General features: G+C 58.8%; 13 protein-coding genes. 8 read left to right on the forward strand and 5 right to left on the reverse strand.

What is annotated here, in order from left to right; translation table 11 throughout:
• Positions 1 to 79: 79 nt before the first annotated feature.
• The 5 genes from EKD03_RS10185 to fsa form a co-directional block, all read right to left on the reverse strand.
• A complete protein-coding gene (locus tag EKD03_RS10185) occupies positions 80 to 1357 on the reverse strand; it encodes a M16 family metallopeptidase (RefSeq protein ID WP_129630208.1) in 1278 nt (425 codons plus the stop codon).
• Positions 1358 to 1460: 103 nt separating this feature from the next.
• The gene (locus tag EKD03_RS10190) at positions 1461 to 2978 is read right to left on the reverse strand and encodes a GAF domain-containing protein (RefSeq protein WP_129630210.1); all 1518 of its coding nucleotides are present in this window, start codon (positions 2976 to 2978) and stop codon (positions 1461 to 1463) included.
• Between the two features lie 58 nt (positions 2979 to 3036).
• On the reverse strand, positions 3037 to 4932 hold the full coding sequence (locus tag EKD03_RS10195) for an alpha-amylase family glycosyl hydrolase (RefSeq protein ID WP_129630212.1): 1896 nt from the start codon (positions 4930 to 4932) through the stop codon (positions 3037 to 3039).
• A gap of 224 nt (positions 4933 to 5156) precedes the next feature.
• Complete coding sequence (locus tag EKD03_RS10200) at positions 5157 to 6077, reverse strand: nucleoside/nucleotide kinase family protein (protein ID WP_129630214.1); 921 nt, start codon at positions 6075 to 6077, stop codon at positions 5157 to 5159.
• Positions 6078 to 6126: 49 nt separating this feature from the next.
• The gene (gene fsa, locus EKD03_RS10205; protein ID WP_129630216.1) at positions 6127 to 6774 is read right to left on the reverse strand and encodes a fructose-6-phosphate aldolase; all 648 of its coding nucleotides are present in this window, start codon (positions 6772 to 6774) and stop codon (positions 6127 to 6129) included.
• Positions 6775 to 7164: 390 nt separating this feature from the next.
• On the opposite strand from fsa, the gene EKD03_RS10215 reads away from it, so the two are divergent.
• From EKD03_RS10215 to glpB, 8 genes are all read left to right on the forward strand, one after another.
• Positions 7165 to 7617, forward strand: a complete 453-nt coding sequence (locus EKD03_RS10215; RefSeq protein ID WP_238613480.1) for a gamma-glutamylcyclotransferase family protein — start codon at positions 7165 to 7167, stop codon at positions 7615 to 7617.
• Positions 7614 to 8498 (forward strand): carbon-nitrogen hydrolase, encoded by an 885-nt coding sequence (locus tag EKD03_RS10220; protein ID WP_238613481.1) that lies wholly within the window; start codon positions 7614 to 7616, stop codon positions 8496 to 8498. Before EKD03_RS10215 ends, EKD03_RS10220 begins: the two co-directional genes overlap by 4 nt.
• Before the next feature lie 9 nt (positions 8499 to 8507).
• Positions 8508 to 9554 carry an agmatine deiminase family protein gene (locus EKD03_RS10225; protein WP_129630222.1) on the forward strand — a complete coding sequence of 349 codons (1047 nt, stop codon included), beginning with the start codon at positions 8508 to 8510 and terminating at the stop codon, positions 9552 to 9554.
• Between the two features lie 125 nt (positions 9555 to 9679).
• On the forward strand, positions 9680 to 10681 hold the full coding sequence (gene dhaK, locus EKD03_RS10230) for a dihydroxyacetone kinase subunit DhaK (RefSeq protein ID WP_129630224.1): 1002 nt from the start codon (positions 9680 to 9682) through the stop codon (positions 10679 to 10681).
• A 35-nt stretch (positions 10682 to 10716) separates the two neighbouring features.
• Positions 10717 to 11349, forward strand: coding sequence for a dihydroxyacetone kinase subunit DhaL (gene dhaL / locus EKD03_RS10235; RefSeq protein WP_129630226.1), 633 nt, complete (start codon positions 10717 to 10719; stop codon positions 11347 to 11349).
• A 15-nt stretch (positions 11350 to 11364) separates the two neighbouring features.
• Positions 11365 to 12855: a glycerol kinase GlpK gene (gene glpK, locus EKD03_RS10240; protein WP_129630228.1), complete on the forward strand. Its 1491-nt coding sequence runs from the start codon at positions 11365 to 11367 to the stop codon at positions 12853 to 12855.
• A gap of 159 nt (positions 12856 to 13014) precedes the next feature.
• Positions 13015 to 14640 carry an anaerobic glycerol-3-phosphate dehydrogenase subunit GlpA gene (gene glpA / locus EKD03_RS10245; protein ID WP_129630230.1) on the forward strand — a complete coding sequence of 542 codons (1626 nt, stop codon included), beginning with the start codon at positions 13015 to 13017 and terminating at the stop codon, positions 14638 to 14640.
• A 158-nt stretch (positions 14641 to 14798) separates the two neighbouring features.
• The gene (gene glpB, locus EKD03_RS10250) at positions 14799 to 16055 is read left to right on the forward strand and encodes a glycerol-3-phosphate dehydrogenase subunit GlpB (RefSeq protein ID WP_129630232.1); all 1257 of its coding nucleotides are present in this window, start codon (positions 14799 to 14801) and stop codon (positions 16053 to 16055) included.

Here is a 16055-nt window from a genome sequence, read left to right on the forward strand (position 1 = left end):
GTGGCTCGTCCATAGCGGTAGTATGCCGGATTCTACTGATTCTCGCAACTCAGGAGTGACCCACCCTGAACGGATACGACTACACTTCCCCCTGCATCAACGCGACCAATTCGCGCTGATCATCCACATCGTAGGGGCCAAGGACGGCCACATGGAGCGCCTCAGGCAACAAGAGGCGCTGCGCCACCTGCTGAATCTGCGCCGCCGTCACCGCCTCAACCTCCGCCACCACCTGCTCAACCGGTATCACATGATCATAGCGCAGCATATGGGCACCATTACGCGAGGCAACCGACCATGTATCTTCGAGCGAGAGCAGAATGCCACCCTTCACCTGCTCCTTCACCATCGCCAACTCCTCCGCCGTGACCCCATGACGCACCAGATCGTGCAGCATATCACGGCAGATCACCAGCCCATCGCGCAGCGACTCCGGCTCAACACTCCCATAGATCACCCACATACCGGTATCCGAGAGTTCGGTATGGTAGGAACCAACGCTATAGGCCATCCCATTCTCTTCGCGCAGCACCTGGAAGAGGCGTGAAGACATCCCACCACCCAAAACTGAATCGAGCACCTGTAATGCCCGCCGTTCCGGGTCGTTATAAGAGAGACCGGGTACACCCAAGCAGAAGTTACCCTGTTCAATATCGCGCACCATGAGCTTCACCTGGGGGCCACGACAGGCTTGTGGGATCAGCAACGGGGCGGGTGGCAACCCAGGTGGCAGATCAACAAAAGCACGATCCACCGCCTCAACCACCTGATCAACCGTAATATTGCCCGCCACTGAAATGACCATCGTATTACGATTGTAGTGGCGCTGAAAGAAATCAATCAGGTCACTGCGCGAAGTCGCTGCGACCGTCTCGACACTCCCGGCAATATCGCGCCCCAAGGGCTGTTCGCCCCACATCACCTGTTGAAGCAGTTCATGGATCAGATCGCTCGGCGAATCCTGAATCCCCCGGATCTCCTCAATAATGACGCGGCGCTCCTTCTCCAGTTCGCGAAGATCAAAGAGCGGGTGGGTGAGCATATCCGCCAACACCGCGAGGGCACGATCAAAATGGATCGTGGCCACCTTCGCCCAATAGACGGTTGATTCATACGATGTCGAGGCATTCAGGATGCCCCCCACCCCCTCAACCGCCTCAGAGATCTGGCGTGCGGTGGGGAAGGCGTGGCTACCCTTAAAACACATATGCTCAATGAAATGGGCCGCACCGGCGTGGACATCCGGTTCATGGCGCGATCCGGCGTGAACAAAGCAGCCAATAGACACCGAGTAGGTGTGAGGCAACGGCTCAACCAAGATCCGCAATCCGGTGGGGGTCGTAATCAGTTCTGGCATAGGCTATACATCAATATCAATACGGAAGGAGGGGCGAAGCATCGCCCTTTAATATGGTGGGTACATGGTATGGATTAGAGGGCGATGCTTCGCCCCTACGATTTCACACATCATGGAGTTCATGCCAGAACTCCAAATACTGCTCACTCGTATTTGTCTCAGAATCAATCGTAGTACGTTGCACCGTAAAAGAGCGCTGTTCGGGTAACTTACCAACATGTACCAACAACTCCGGGCGCGCCGGATCAGGGCCGGGAATCAACTCGATCCGCACATGCGGCTGGGTCTCTAAGAGATGCCAGACGGCACTGTAGGTCAGGCCCACCAACTCACGGGGATGGCGTCCGATAATTGTATTACAGAAGAGGTGATTAGCGGCAACCAAACGCTCGCCCGCATCAAGCAGAAGCACCCCATACGCGAGGCTATCAAACACCACCCGCAGCGCATTCCGCGAACGTTGGAGTTGCTGGGTACGCTCCTCAACCAGATCCTCTAAGACATGGGCCTGATCGGTGAGCCGCCCGACCAACTGGACATTCGCGCAGGCCGCCGCCACCATATGGGTAAAGACCGTCAGTAGTGACCAAATATTAGCCGAGAACCCACCATTCCCCGGATGCAGCAACACAAAACTGCCAATCGTCAAGCCATGATGGGTGAGGGGCAACGCCAGACATGTCGTATCAGGAACCGGGGTCGTCGAAACAATCCGTTGGGTAGACCAAGCCAAGTGGGCCGAAGGGGCGGCCAATTCAGCATAGGACTCCCAGATATTTACTGGGCCAGGGAGCACCGGATGGATGACCGCATTGGAGGGATCATCCTTCTCGTCGCTCAGGAAGAGCAAGCCCCAACGCGCACCAAAGACTGCCGAACCCTTCTTATTGAGCATCGCCGCCAATTCCGGCAGGCTCCGCTCCGCCGAAAGGAACTGGGTCATGTTCAACAGGGTCATCGCTTGGTCGCGGCGCTGACGTTCACTCGCCTGGTAGCGAGCGGCGCTTAACGTCACCCCCAATAATGCCCCTACCCCCTCCAGCATCACCAGATCCTGGCTATTAAAGGCGTTATTCGTGGGGCGATACCCCGTCAGAACGCCAAATGTCTGGTTAGCCTGACGGATCGGAGTCGCAATCGCACTCCCCTGTTTCGGTTGTTCTCCATGGTGAAGCCAGCGCTGATCACGCGCAATATCGGGGAGTACCACACTACTCCCATTCCGCATTACCCAGCCAGCTAAGCCCTTTTCGATCACCATGCGAGCCACATTGGTATCAATATGTTGAATCTTACCTTCAACAACATACAACGCCAACTCTATTTGCACCCCTGGAGCACTCAAGATGATACCCGCTGCGATCCCCATCGTACTCAAAATCGCCCGCAAGGTCTGTTCAACCAACTGTTCAGCCGCCAACGCCTCACGTGCTTCAATTGCCAACTGGGCCAGCAGCGAGGTACGCCGCATCTGTTCATCAATCACTTCCTGAACAACCGAAGGGATCAGTTCCATTTCAGCGCGCAACCGAGCATTCTCTGCCTGAAGTTCGGCTAACTGTTGGTTCAGATCACTGGCTGGAGAAACCCCATCAGGTGGGACAGATAGCGGCGTCGTCATGACATCACCTCACTACACATTGCCGACGCAGAAGGCATTGGCAACAATTCAAAACAGATCACGCTTCCCGCGCTTCCAACCACACAAACTGGTAGGGAGACAATAGCAGTCCCTCATCTGCGTTCACTGCCGTTCCGCTATGAAGATCTTTAAAGTGGTAACCCATCCCATAGAGGCGCAAGCGGTTGGCACTAAAATCCTGGGGGCACTCGGAGAAATTTGCCACCACCAACAGACGTTGCCCATGATGCTGCCGAATATAGCCTAGCAGGTGGGAGCTACCAGTATCGATCACGGTCATATCACCTCCTGCCAGAGCCGGTAGGTGCTTGCGCAGGCCAATCAGCCGGAGTAGTTCACGGTAGATGGTACCTTCGGGGTACTGCGGGTCTTCCCAGCGTGTATGTTTATTCCAATCAAAGGCAACCCGATGTACCCAGCGACTATCATCGGCCTTAGCCGGGATCGTAACATAGCTATAATCATTGCATGTAGCGACTTCGTCCCCGCTATAGATCAGTGGAATACCACCAATACTCAGTATAATACTATGTAAAAGCAAGATACGTCGAATAGCCATATCAATCAAGGTCGAATCTTGGGTCTGAATAGCTTGCTCCAACCCCGCAAGTGAGGCTAATGTCCCCGAAACCCGCCCATCCCCGGTCTCTGGGTTGACCTGAAACGGAACGCCTCGCGCAAACGAACCCGGAAACTCACCGGTGTAGAAGGCAGTAAGAAACCGCCGATGGCCACGTGGATCAATTCCAACCTGGCGGGCATCCTGATCATCGAAAGTCCAACCAATATCATCGTGACAACGCAGATAATTGACCCACGCACAGCCATCCGCAATCTTCCAACGAGTACGCAGGGCATGGGCCAACAGGCGCACTTCGCGGGTCGCCAAGGCTTCCCAACAGAGCGACATCAGCAAGGGATTGTACGAGAGTTGGCTCTCACCCGGCCCAATATAGCGTACCACCTCATCAGGATGCACTATCGCCTCCGACTTGAAGCAGAGTGCTGGGGCAGCAATACGGGCCAGGGCATTGTAGGCTTGTATGATGAGGTGTGCCTCAGGGCGATTCTCACAACTGGTACCGAGTTGCTTCCAAATGAAAGCCACCGCATCTAGGCGCAAGATCTCAACCCCGGCATTGGCCAGGAAGAGCATCTCGGCGGCCATCGCCCGAAAGACCTCTGGATTCCGGTAGTTAAGATCCCACTGGAAGCCATTGAAGGTCGTCCAGATCCAGCGGCGCATGCCTTCGTGCCAGGTAAAACTACCCCGCCGCGACACAGGAAAGATCGGGCGCAGGGTCGCATCATACTGATCGGGCAGGGTACGATCAGGAAAGAGGAGGTAAAAGTCCTGATACTCATGTTCGCCTGCACGTGCCCGCCTCGCCCACTCGTGTTCATCAGAAGTATGGTTACAGACAAAGTCGAGTACCAAACTGATCCCATCATTGCGCAGGAGTTTGGCTAATTCGGCCAGTTCACGCAAGGTACCGAGGGCCGGATTGATCGTGCGATAACTATTGACCGCATAGCCGCCATCATTCTTGTCCGAGGGAACATCAAAGATCGGCATCAGATGAAGGTAGGTGATGCCAAGTTGTTTGAGGTAGGGCAGACGATCACGCAACCCGGCCAAGCTGCCCGCAAAGAGATCAACATAGAGGACTGCACCAATCATCCGCTGCGACTGGAACCATTCGGGGTCAGCCTCGCGGCACTCATCAAGATCGCGGAGTGACTGGTGACGGGCGAACCAAGCGCGGGCGGCGAGCACCAGCACCTGTTCGAGTTGGAAGAAGAAATCGTACTCGTGACCATAAAGTTGGAAGAGTAGGCCAAAAAGCCGCTCCCACTCACGGGTCAGACGGGCTTCAAAGGTACGCCAAGCTCCCGGATCGGAGTCAGCGTCATTATTGAATGTGCTACGCACCCGTGGTAGAAGCCGATACAGCGATCGCCTGGCACGATCCCGTATCCAGTCTATGTCGTTCATAGCGCTCCGCTACAAAAGCCAGAACTGATACGGCTATTATAGCGGTAAACGTCCGCTTCTGGGGCGTAGTATAAAATATCGGGTGTTTTTTGGCGGCGCATGGCTTCGGCAAGCTCAGCCAGCGGTGCGCTGGCTGAGCTTGTCGAAGCCACCGTATTGATCTATGGCCTCTGAACCAACATGCTGGCCACCAGAATAGGCAGCAAGGTCAGACCGGGGTTGAAGGCGACCTGGGATGAATCAGTGGCGGGGAGGCTGAAGGGTACATGGGGCTGGCCCAAATGCGCGGGCCAAATCAGATCAATCATCTGCTCGCACACCGCCTGATTGACATGCGCATCAATGAACAGGCGATCACTCCTGCGGCCATCAGCATCAATAATCGCCCGATCCAAGTGCATGCCCGGCACGGTTCGCCGTTCAACCTGATCAAGAAACGGGGCTAAACCAGCAAAGTTGGCTGTCTGACGCAATAAGATCTCCATCCGTTGCGCCGACTCTTTGGGGAAACGCTCATAGCCATGCGCAATGTGGAAGCGCACCACTAGGTTGCTATGGCGACGTTGCCGCGCCACATAGCGCCGTGCTGCGCGGTCGTTGGCATCCTGGAACGCCAAAACCTGTGCAGGTGCATAACCACGTTCGGTTGTATCGCGTTGAAACCGCCAGTGTTGATGCAGGGCATCGTCTGGATCGAGGTAAACGGTCAGATCAAAGAGGTTCGCGAGTGAAGACGGAGTAAGCGTGAGCATCCCATACGCAATGACCAACCCGGTTGCGGCAACTGCCTCAGGATCACGCAGGATGCCGGTATCGTGATCATAGACCGGCTTCTGGATTGTGCCCCCCGCCCGCAGAGCCTCCAGATGGGTTGCCATCAGGGTCAAATCATTCGCGTCGGGGTCCGCCCCGGCCAAACCACGGGCCAGCCGTTCAGCACGGCTAAAGCGCTGGTAATCATCGAGGCAGATGGGAGTAACCCCCTGCTGACCGAGGATGCGCGCCACTCCGTGGGTGAGCGTCGTCTTGCCGGTGCCACTATCACCGACAATACCGAGCATACGCGGGCGAGGTGCGTTCATGGTAGGAAGGAGCAGCAGGTGGAGCGCACCTGCTGCCCATTGCGCAATTCTAGTTGCGGGCCTTCCAGTCAGCGAGGAACTGCTCAATACCCCGGTCGGTGAGCGGGTGGCGCATCGCTTGCTGCAACACCTTGAAGGGGCAGGTGGCAATATCGGCACCGGCCAGGGCGCTATCAATCACATGGCGCGGGTGGCGGATGGAGGCCGCTAGAATGCGGGTCGTGATCTCAGAGTCGCTCTTGTAAATCCGGCTGATTTCGCGGATAAGTTCCATGCCATCCACACCTGTGTCATCAACCCGCCCAATGAAGGGGCTGACCACAAAGGCTCCCGCACGCGCCGCCATGAGTGCCTGGGCAGCATTGAAGATGAGCGTGACATTGGTGCGAATACCATCACGAGCCAGTTGGTAGACCGCCTTCAAACCCTCGGTGGTACAGGGAACCTTGACGATCACGTTGGAGTGCCATGTCGCAAATTCGCGGCCCTCCTTGACCATTCCTTCACCATCGAGCGAGATCGCTTCGGCACTGATCGGGCCATCAACCAACTCGGCGATCTCCGTAATCACGGACTTGAAGTCAACGCCCTTCTCTTTGGCGATCAGGGTCGGATTGGTTGTTACGCCACTGAGAATCCCCCACGAAGCCGCTTCGCGGATCTCACTAACATTCGCAGTGTCGAGAAAGAGCTGCATCTGGTGTTCCTTAATACACTATCACTGGTCGGAATGGCGCTAGTATAGCATAGTGGATATGGCACTTATGGGGTATTTCTTTCACCCTTTGGGTAAGCCTCCTGGCGGGGGTTCGGGGGAGGCTTCGCCTCCCCCGAAGAACTTTTTTCTCGTATGGTGGCGGCTTCGCCGCCACCATACGAGAAAAAAGAGGGTCTGGGGCGCAGCCCCAAGCGTGGTTTTTAGGGCGGTAGCCCTAAAGTTCATGTCAATGGGCGGCGAAGTCGGCCCCACACCCCCACCGGAGGTGACGTTGCCCCTACGGCTGTGAACGATCAGGGCAATGGGCATCCTGACAAGGAATTCTGGTATAGTATAGTGGATGACCCACATGCATGCATGAAGATCACTATGTACTATCCATTCTTCGTTTATGGCACGCTGAAACCGGGCGAGCCAAACTATACCCGTCTCTTAGCAGGTCGAATTGTGGGCGAGGAATCCGCCACGCTCGCCGGTGCAGCGCTCTACACGGCTGGGCCGTTCCCGTTTATGGTACGCGAACCCGATCTGGTCGTTCCAGGCGATCGCGTCTTCGGCGCGTTGATCACGGTCGCAGCCGAGCAGTATGCGACCATGATGGTTGATCTTGACCAGCTCGAAGCCTATACGGAGGGCGGTCGGGCGAATATGTATGAGCGTATCCTGCTCCCCGTCGAGACGACTACCGGCCCCCGTACCGCATGGGTCTACCTGGCGGGGCGGGAGGCACTGGCCCAGATCCGCGCTGGGCAGATGCGGCGCATTTCGGAGGGTGAGTGGCGTAGTGATGCGGCGGCGTTAGCCTATTGGAGAAAGCAGTGAATCGATCCCGAATAGTCCAGATTGGTCTCGTTCAGATGCAAATGATGAACGATCTGGAAGCGAATGCGCAGGCGGCAATCGCCGGTGTGCGTGAGGCTGCGGCCCAAGGTGCGCAGATTATCTGTCTGCCCGAACTCTTCCGTTCGCTCTATTTCTGTCAGAGTGAGGATCACGCCCACTTCGCCTTAGCCGAGGCCATCCCCGGCCCAAGTACCGAGCGCTTCGCGGCCCTAGCACGTGAGTTGGGGGTGGTGATCATTGCCAGCCTCTTTGAGAAGCGTGCCGAGGGGTTGTACCACAATACCGCCGTGGTGCTCGATGCCGATGGTACGCTGGTGGGGAAGTATCGCAAGATGCACATCCCCGATGATCCGCTCTTCTATGAGAAGTTCTACTTTACCCCCGGCGATTTGGGCTTCCAGGTCTTTCAGACGCGCTTCGCCCGCGTGGGCGTGTTGGTCTGCTGGGATCAGTGGTACCCCGAAGCGGCGCGCCTCACCGCGCTGCGCGGGGCCGATCTGCTCTTCTACCCCACCGCGATTGGTTGGCATCCCAGCGAGAAGGCTGAGTATGGCGTCGCCCAGCATCAGAGTTGGGAGACGATCCAGCGCTCGCACGGGATTGCCAATGGCTGTTATGTGGTCAGTGTCAACCGCACCGGCCACGAGGGCGATCCGGCGGGTGGGATCGAGTTCTGGGGCCAGAGCTTCCTGAGTGACCCCAGCGGTACGATTCTGACCAAGGCACCTGTTGCAACGCCGGGTACCCTGGTGGCCGAGGTCGATCTGGCCCGCCTGGATGTCCAGCGCACCCACTGGCCCTTCCTGCGCGACCGACGGATTGATGCGTATGGCGATATGACCCGCCGCTATATTGATTAGGGACTCAGCATGACCACCCCCACCCTATTGGGATACCGCATGCCCGCCGAATGGGAGCCACATCAGGCAACGTGGCTCTCGTGGCCGCATAAGGAGGCGAGTTGGCCGGGTAAAATTGAGCAGATCCATCCCGTCTATGCGCAGATGGTCGCTGCGCTCGCCACCTCCGAGACGGTGCATATCAATGTGAATGATGAGGAGATGGCCGCACAGGTGCGCGGCTATCTGGCGCAAGCCGATGCCAGTGGCAATATTCGCTTGCACTTCTGCCCGACCAATGATGCCTGGTGCCGCGACCATGGCGCGATCTTTGTGCGGCGTGCTGATGGTCAACTGGCCGCGACTGATTGGGGCTATAACGCCTGGGGCGATAAGTATCCGCCCTATGATCTCGATAACCAGATTCCGGCTTCTATGGCCAACTATCTGGGTGTGCCACGCTTTGAGGGTGGTATGATCCTCGAAGGCGGCTCAATTGAGGTCAATGGGGCCGGGTTGCTGCTCACTTCCGAACAGTGTCTGCTCAACCCCAACCGTAACCCGGATCTGACCCAGGCACAGATCGAGGCCCGGCTGCGCGACTTCCTGGGGGTGCAACAGATCCTCTGGTTGGGTGAGGGGATTGTCGGTGATGATACCGACGGTCATGTGGATGACATCAGCCGCTTTGTGGCCCGCGATACCATCCTCACAGCGGTGGAGGAAGATCCCAGCGACGAGAACTACCCCATTCTGCAAGCGAACCTGCGGCGGCTCGAACTCATGCGCGGGCTGGATGGGCAACCTCTGCGTATCATAACGATTCCGATGCCGCCGCCGGTGATCTACGAGGATCAGCGCCTACCCGCCAGTTATGCCAACTTCTATATTGCCAACCGGGTGGTACTGGTTCCGTTCTATCATCATCCGAATGATGCGCGAGCCGCAGACATCATTCAGGCATGTTTCCCCGACCGCCGCGTGGTGGGGATTGATTGTCGCGATATTATTTGGGGCTTAGGGGCATGGCATTGTTTGACCCAGCAGGTGCCGGGAGACTGTTCACACTTGGGGTAATCAAAGCCCCTGATTGACGCCAAGGCGCAAAGACGCAAAGGTTGTAATGGGGGCATATCTTGAAGACTTTGCGTCTTAGCGTCTTGGCGTCAAAACCGGGACGCATAGACGGGAGGAGCCGCCGCATGAAGAAACTGATCAATGCGCCTGAAGATGTCGTATCCGAGGCGTTGGCCGGGATGGCGGCAGCGCATGCCGACCTGATCCGGGTGCATGCTGATCCGTTCTTGATCGTCCGTGCCGATGCTCCCATTGCGGGGAAGGTGGGCATCATCTCCGGGGGTGGTAGCGGCCACGAGCCGATGCACGGCGGCTTTGTCGGGCGCGGGATGCTCGATGCCGCATGCCCCGGCCATATCTTCACCTCACCCGTCCCCGACCAGATCCTCGCCGCCATACACGCGGTTGATGCGGGCCGGGGAGTGCTCCAGATCGTCAAAAACTACACTGGCGATGTGATGAACTTCGCGATGGCTGCCGAACTCGCAGCCGCTGAGGGCATCCAGGTGGCCACGGTCGTCACCGATGATGATGTGGCGGTCGAGAATAGTACCTGGACCGCCGGGCGGCGCGGGGTGGGGATCACGGTGTTGTTGGAGAAGATCGTGGGCGCGGCGGCGGAGGCCGGGGCGGATCTGGCCACTCTGACCGCGCTGGCTCAGCACGTAAATGCCGAGGGCCGCAGTATGGGCATGGCGCTCACGGCTTGCACGGTGCCGCATGTGGGGCGACCGGGGTTCGATCTACCGGAGGACGAGATCGAACTGGGTATCGGGATTCACGGTGAACCAGGGCGGCATCGGGTCGCTATGGCGCCAGCAGCGCAGATCGCCGCGATGCTCGCCACCCCAATCCTGGAGGATCTGCCCTTTCAGCACGGGGATCAGGTGCTCGCCTTTGTGAATGGGATGGGTGGCACGCCACTGATCGAACTCTATGTGATGTACCACGAGTTGAATAAACTGCTCACCGCGCAGGGTATTCACATCCGTCGCCGATTGATCGGCAACTATATCACCGCACTCGACATGGCCGGTTGCGCCTTTACCCTCCTGCGCCTTGATGATCACCTCACCCAACTCTGGGACGCGCCCGTCCTTACACCCGCACTACGCTGGGGGATTTAGGCCGTTGCCGCCTTTTTGATGATGTGGAGCTATTGATGGAAATTACTGCAGATCAGATTATCGCCTTTGTCGAACGTGTCGCAGCGTCAATCAAAGCAGAACGTGATTATTTAACCCAGCTTGATGCTGCCATCGGTGATGCCGACCACGGCTTAAATCTTGATCGTGGTTTTAGTGTGGTGATCACCAAACTCCCCGCAGTGGCCGATAAGGATATTGGCAGTATTCTCAAAACCGTCGGAATGACCCTGGTCTCCACGGTTGGTGGAGCGAGTGGCCCCTTGTATGGCACGGCCTTCTTGCGGGCGGGGATGGTGATTGGGGATCGCCAAACAATTGGAACGATTAATCTGATTGGTGCATTTGAGTCGGCCTTGGAGGGTATCCAATCACGCGGGAAATCAACACGCGGCGAGAAGACGATGATTGACGCGATTGCGCCAGGGATCGAGGCGTTTAAGGCCGCCCACTTCAATGGGGTTGATCTGCTAGGTGCATTGGAGCAGGGGCTGGTTGCGTGTGAGGAGGGGATGCAAGCGACCATCCCGATGCTTGCCACTAAGGGCCGCGCCTCCTACCTGGGTGAGCGCTCGATTGGCCACCAGGACCCCGGTGCGACATCGGCCTATCTGATTGCGAAGGCGCTAGTGGAGACGGTGCGTCGGTAGAACTGATGCGGAACTATGCCATACATCGCAGCCATTGATCAGGGAACCACGAGCACCCGCTGTATGATCTTCGATCATACGGGAGGGATCGTTGCGTCCGATCAGCACGAGCATGCCCAGATCTACCCCCAGCCGGGTTGGGTCGAGCATCGCCCAGAGGAGATCTGGGAGCGCACCCAGCAGGTGGTGCGTGGCGCACTCGCGCATGGTGGCCTGAAGGCCCGCGACATCGCCGCCGTCGGGATCACCAACCAGCGCGAGACGACCGTGGTGTGGGAGCGCGCCACGGGTCGCCCGATCACCAACGCGGTTGTCTGGCAGGACACCCGCACCGATCAGATCTGCCACGAGTTGGCCCGCACCGGCGGCCAAGATCGCTTCCGCGCCCAAACCGGCTTGCCACTCGCAACCTACTTCGCTGGCCCCAAGTTGGTCTGGATCTTGGAGCATATTCCGGGTGCCCGCACTGCGGCTGCGGCGGGAGATCTGCTCTTTGGCACAGTGGATACCTTCCTGACGTGGTGGCTCACCGGCGGCCCGCAAGGTGGCGTGCATGTCACCGATGTGACGAATGCCTCGCGCACCATGCTGATGGATCTGGCGACCCTGGATTGGGACGCGGACATTCTGGCGGCGATGGGTATCCCCGCCCAGATGTTGCCCCAGATTCGTTCTAGTTCCGAGGTCTACGGCCACGCGGTGGGCGATCTGGCTGGCGTGCCGGTGGCGGGTATCCTGGGCGATCAGCAGGCCGCACTGGTGGGCCAAACCTGCTATGCGCCGGGCGAGGTCAAGAATACCTATGGCACCGGCTGTTTTATGCTGCTCAACACCGGAACCCAGATCGTCGCCTCGCAGCATGGCCTGATCACCACCCTGGGCTATAAGTTGGGTACCCAACCCGCCGTCTATGCGCTCGAAGGCTCCATTGCCATCGCGGGTGCACTGGTGCAGTGGCTGCGCGACAACCTGGGGATCATCAAGAGCGCCAGCGAGATCGAAACGCTCGCCAACGAGGTGGCCGACAATGGTGGGATCTATATTGTGCCCGCCTTCTCCGGCCTCTTCGCCCCCTACTGGCGCAGTGATGCGCGGGGGGTGATCGTCGGCCTGACTCGGTATGTCACCAAGGCACACCTGGCACGCGCCGTACTGGAGGCCACCGCCTACCAGACTCGCGAGGTGCTCGATGCGATGCGTGCCGATGCGGGGATGGCCTTCAGCAGCCTCAAGGTTGATGGCGGAATGGTCTTTAATCAGACCCTGATGCAGTTTCAAGCCGATATTCTGGGCGTGCCGGTGGTGCGCCCCACGGTTGCCGAGACGACCGCACTCGGTGCGGCCTATGCGGCGGGCCTCGCGGTGGGCTACTGGCCGAGTAGCGCGGCGTTACGGGCCAATTGGGGTGTGGATCAGACCTGGACACCTCAACTCGATGCGACAACCCGAACGAGGTTGTACCAGGGCTGGAAGAAGGCGGTTACGCGGACTTTTGATTGGGAGTAGGGGCGAAGCATCGCCTCCCATGTGGATTGGGGAAGACGAACGATATTGGTGGGCGATGCGTCGGTGGGCGAAGCATCGCCTCCCATGTGGATTGGGGAAGACGAACGATATTGGTGGGCGATGCTTCGCCCCTACACAACGACCAGACGGGAAATCGTTATGCAAACCATCTCAACCGACGTTCTCGTCATTGGTGGCGGTGCCACCGGCAGCGGTGTCTTGCGTGATCTGGCAATGCGCGGAATGCGTGCCATTCTGGTCGAGAAGGGCGATCTGACTCACGGCACCACCGGGCGCTACCACGGTCTGCTCCACTCCGGTGGGCGCTATGTCACCAAAGATCCCCAGTCGGCAAATGAGTGTGCGCGTGAGAATGCTATTCTGCGCCGCATTATGCCGCACTGTATCGAGGATACCTCCGGTTTCTTCGTGATCACCCCCTGGGACGACCCGGACTATGGCGATCTCTTTATGGCCAATTGCCGCAAAACCGGCGTGCCGGTGGGTGAGTTACCCTTGGCCGAGATGCACCGCCGTGAGCGCGTCCTCAACCCGCAGATCTCGCGTGCCTTTGAAGTTGCCGATGCCGCCGCCGACTCATTCCTCGCCGCGCATACCAATGTGCTCGCAGCGCGTGAGTATGGGGCGCAGGTCTTTACGTACCACACCCTGATCGCGTTGCTGCGCGTGGGCGATCAGGTCGTCGGAGCGGTGGTCGAAGATCTGCGCACCGGCGAACGCAAACAGATTGACTCTGCCTGCGTGTTGAATGCTACCGGCGCGTGGGCCGGCAAGGTCGCCGCACTCGCGGGTGTGAAGGTGACGGTACTCCCCGGCAAAGGCACGCTGGTTGCCATGAACCATCGCATGGTCAACACGGTAATTAACCGCTGCAAAATGCCCGCCGATGGCGATATTATTGTGCCGGTACACTCGGTTGCAGTGATCGGCACTACCGACACCTTCGTGCCCGATCCCGACTTTTACGGTATCGAGGCCGAAGAGGTTCAATTCATGCTTGATGAGGGTGAAAAGCTCATCCCCGGTTTCAAGCAGTACCGCGCCCTGCGCGCGTGGGCGGGGGTGCGCCCCTTGTATAAAGACCAGGATGTGGCCAACGACCGCGATCTGAGCCGTACCTATAAACTGCTCGACCATGCCCAGCGCGATGGCGTTGAGGGCATCATCTCGCTCGTGGGCGGCAAGTGGACCACCTACCGGCTGATGGCCGAGGATGCGGCAAACCTGATCGCGCAGCGCTTGGGCAACACCCAGCCCTGCCGTACCGCCGAGGAGGTGATGCCTGCCCCGCCCTTTGAGCGCCGTGATACGGGCAATCATGCGGATGGCCCATCACTGCACTGGCTCGGCAAGCCACTGGCCGCCATTGAGCAGACGCAAGCCTACAACGATCTGATCTGCGAGTGTGAGTTGGTGACCCGGTCACGCCTCCAGACGGCGATGGCGAGTGGAGCGAGCAACCTTGATGATCTGCGGCGCATGGTGCGGGTGGGGATGGGGCCATGTCAGGGTGGGTGGTGCATCTACCGTTCGAGTGCGCTGCTGTACGAGGAGCATAGCGCCAACGCCGACTTTAGTATCGAATATGCCAACGCCGCGTTGCTCCACTTCTTGCAAGAGCGCTGGCGCGGACTGACCCCGGTATTGTGGGGCGATCAACTACGTCAAGCACGCTTGGATGAACTCATCTTCGCCGGGTTGCTGGGGATTCATCGCCTGCGCGACCATGCACGCCAGGGCGGGGGTCTCGTCACCCCAGAGTAGGGTAACTGTTCACACTTGGAGTAAACCGCAGCCACATGTTGACGCAAAGACGCCAAGGCGCAAAGTATTCAAAATCGAATCCAATCAAACCCTTTGCGTCTTTGCGTCAAAACCGAAATGCGAAGAAAAGTGTGATTAGTGACCGAGTAGGAGCGGCCATGCAGTACGACACCATCGTAATAGGAGCGGGCATCGCGGGCATGTTGGCCGCCATTGGGCGCGCCAAGGCGGGCGAGCGCGTGCTCGTCATCGCCAAGGGGCATGCGGCGACCCACTGGACGACCGGGTGTATTGATCTGCTCGATGTCGGTGCAGGCGACCCGTTGGCCGGGATTGCCGCGCTGATCGCCGCCCAGCCCGATCATCCGTATGCGCTGACGGGCATTCACGCCATCGAATCCGGCCTAGCGCGATTGCAGGAGATCTGCGAAGATGGCGGCTACCCGCTGGTCGGCAGCCCCCAACAGAACCTGTTGCTCCCCACCGCCGCCGGAGCGCTACGCCCAACATGCCTCGTGCCGGTGACTATGGCGGCGGGAGATGCACGGCAACTCGCACGCAAAGGGAGCGGCGAGCCACCGCTGTTGGTAGCGGGCTTCCGCGAACTGCGCGACTTCTTCCCACCCATGATCGCAGCCAATCTCCAGATCCAGGGCTTCAACGCCGAAGGCGTCTACCTGACACTACCACCGCTCGCGCACGCCGCCGATTTCAGCACCACGGGGTTTGCCCGACTCTTCGAGCAAGTTGCATTCCGCACCGACGTGGGCCGGAGCCTGCGCAAACTGGTGGTTGAGGGCGGCTACCAACGCATCGCGCTCCCCGCAGTCTTAGGCATCCACCAAGCGCCGCAGATCGTCGCCGAACTTCAATCCATCTGCGGAGCCCTCATCTTCGAGATCCCCACCCCACCGCCCTCCGTAGCGGGAATACGGATCTACCACCTGCTGGAACATGCCTTCCGCGAAGCGGGTGGACGCATCCAGTTGGGAGCCTACGTGCAACGCGGCGAGGCCCACGGCAACCACCTAGAGGCGGTCTTTAGCGAGGCAGCGGCGCGTGAACAACGCCACCGGGCCAGCCGTTTTATACTCGCCACTGGCGGCATCGTCGGTGGTGGCCTGCGCGCCATTGACGCCCATCACCTGATCGAGACCGCATTACGGCTGCCGCTGCGCACCCCAGCCTCGCGAGCCGACTGGTTCTTCCCCGATTTCCTGGCGCAACCCGGCCATCCGATCTTCCGCAGCGGCGTTGCGGTTGATGCCCAACTGCGCCCGCTTGACGCAAAGAATCAAGTCGTCTATACCAATGTCGTCGTGGTTGGTGCCAGTATCGCCGGGTGCGATCACATCCGCGAAGGAGCCTACGAGGGTGTAGCGGTGGCAACCGGCTGGGTTGCGGGTGGCATGTAA

This window comes from Candidatus Oscillochloris fontis, assembly GCF_004138135.1.
Taxonomy (GTDB): domain Bacteria; phylum Chloroflexota; class Chloroflexia; order Chloroflexales; family Chloroflexaceae; genus Oscillochloris; species Oscillochloris fontis.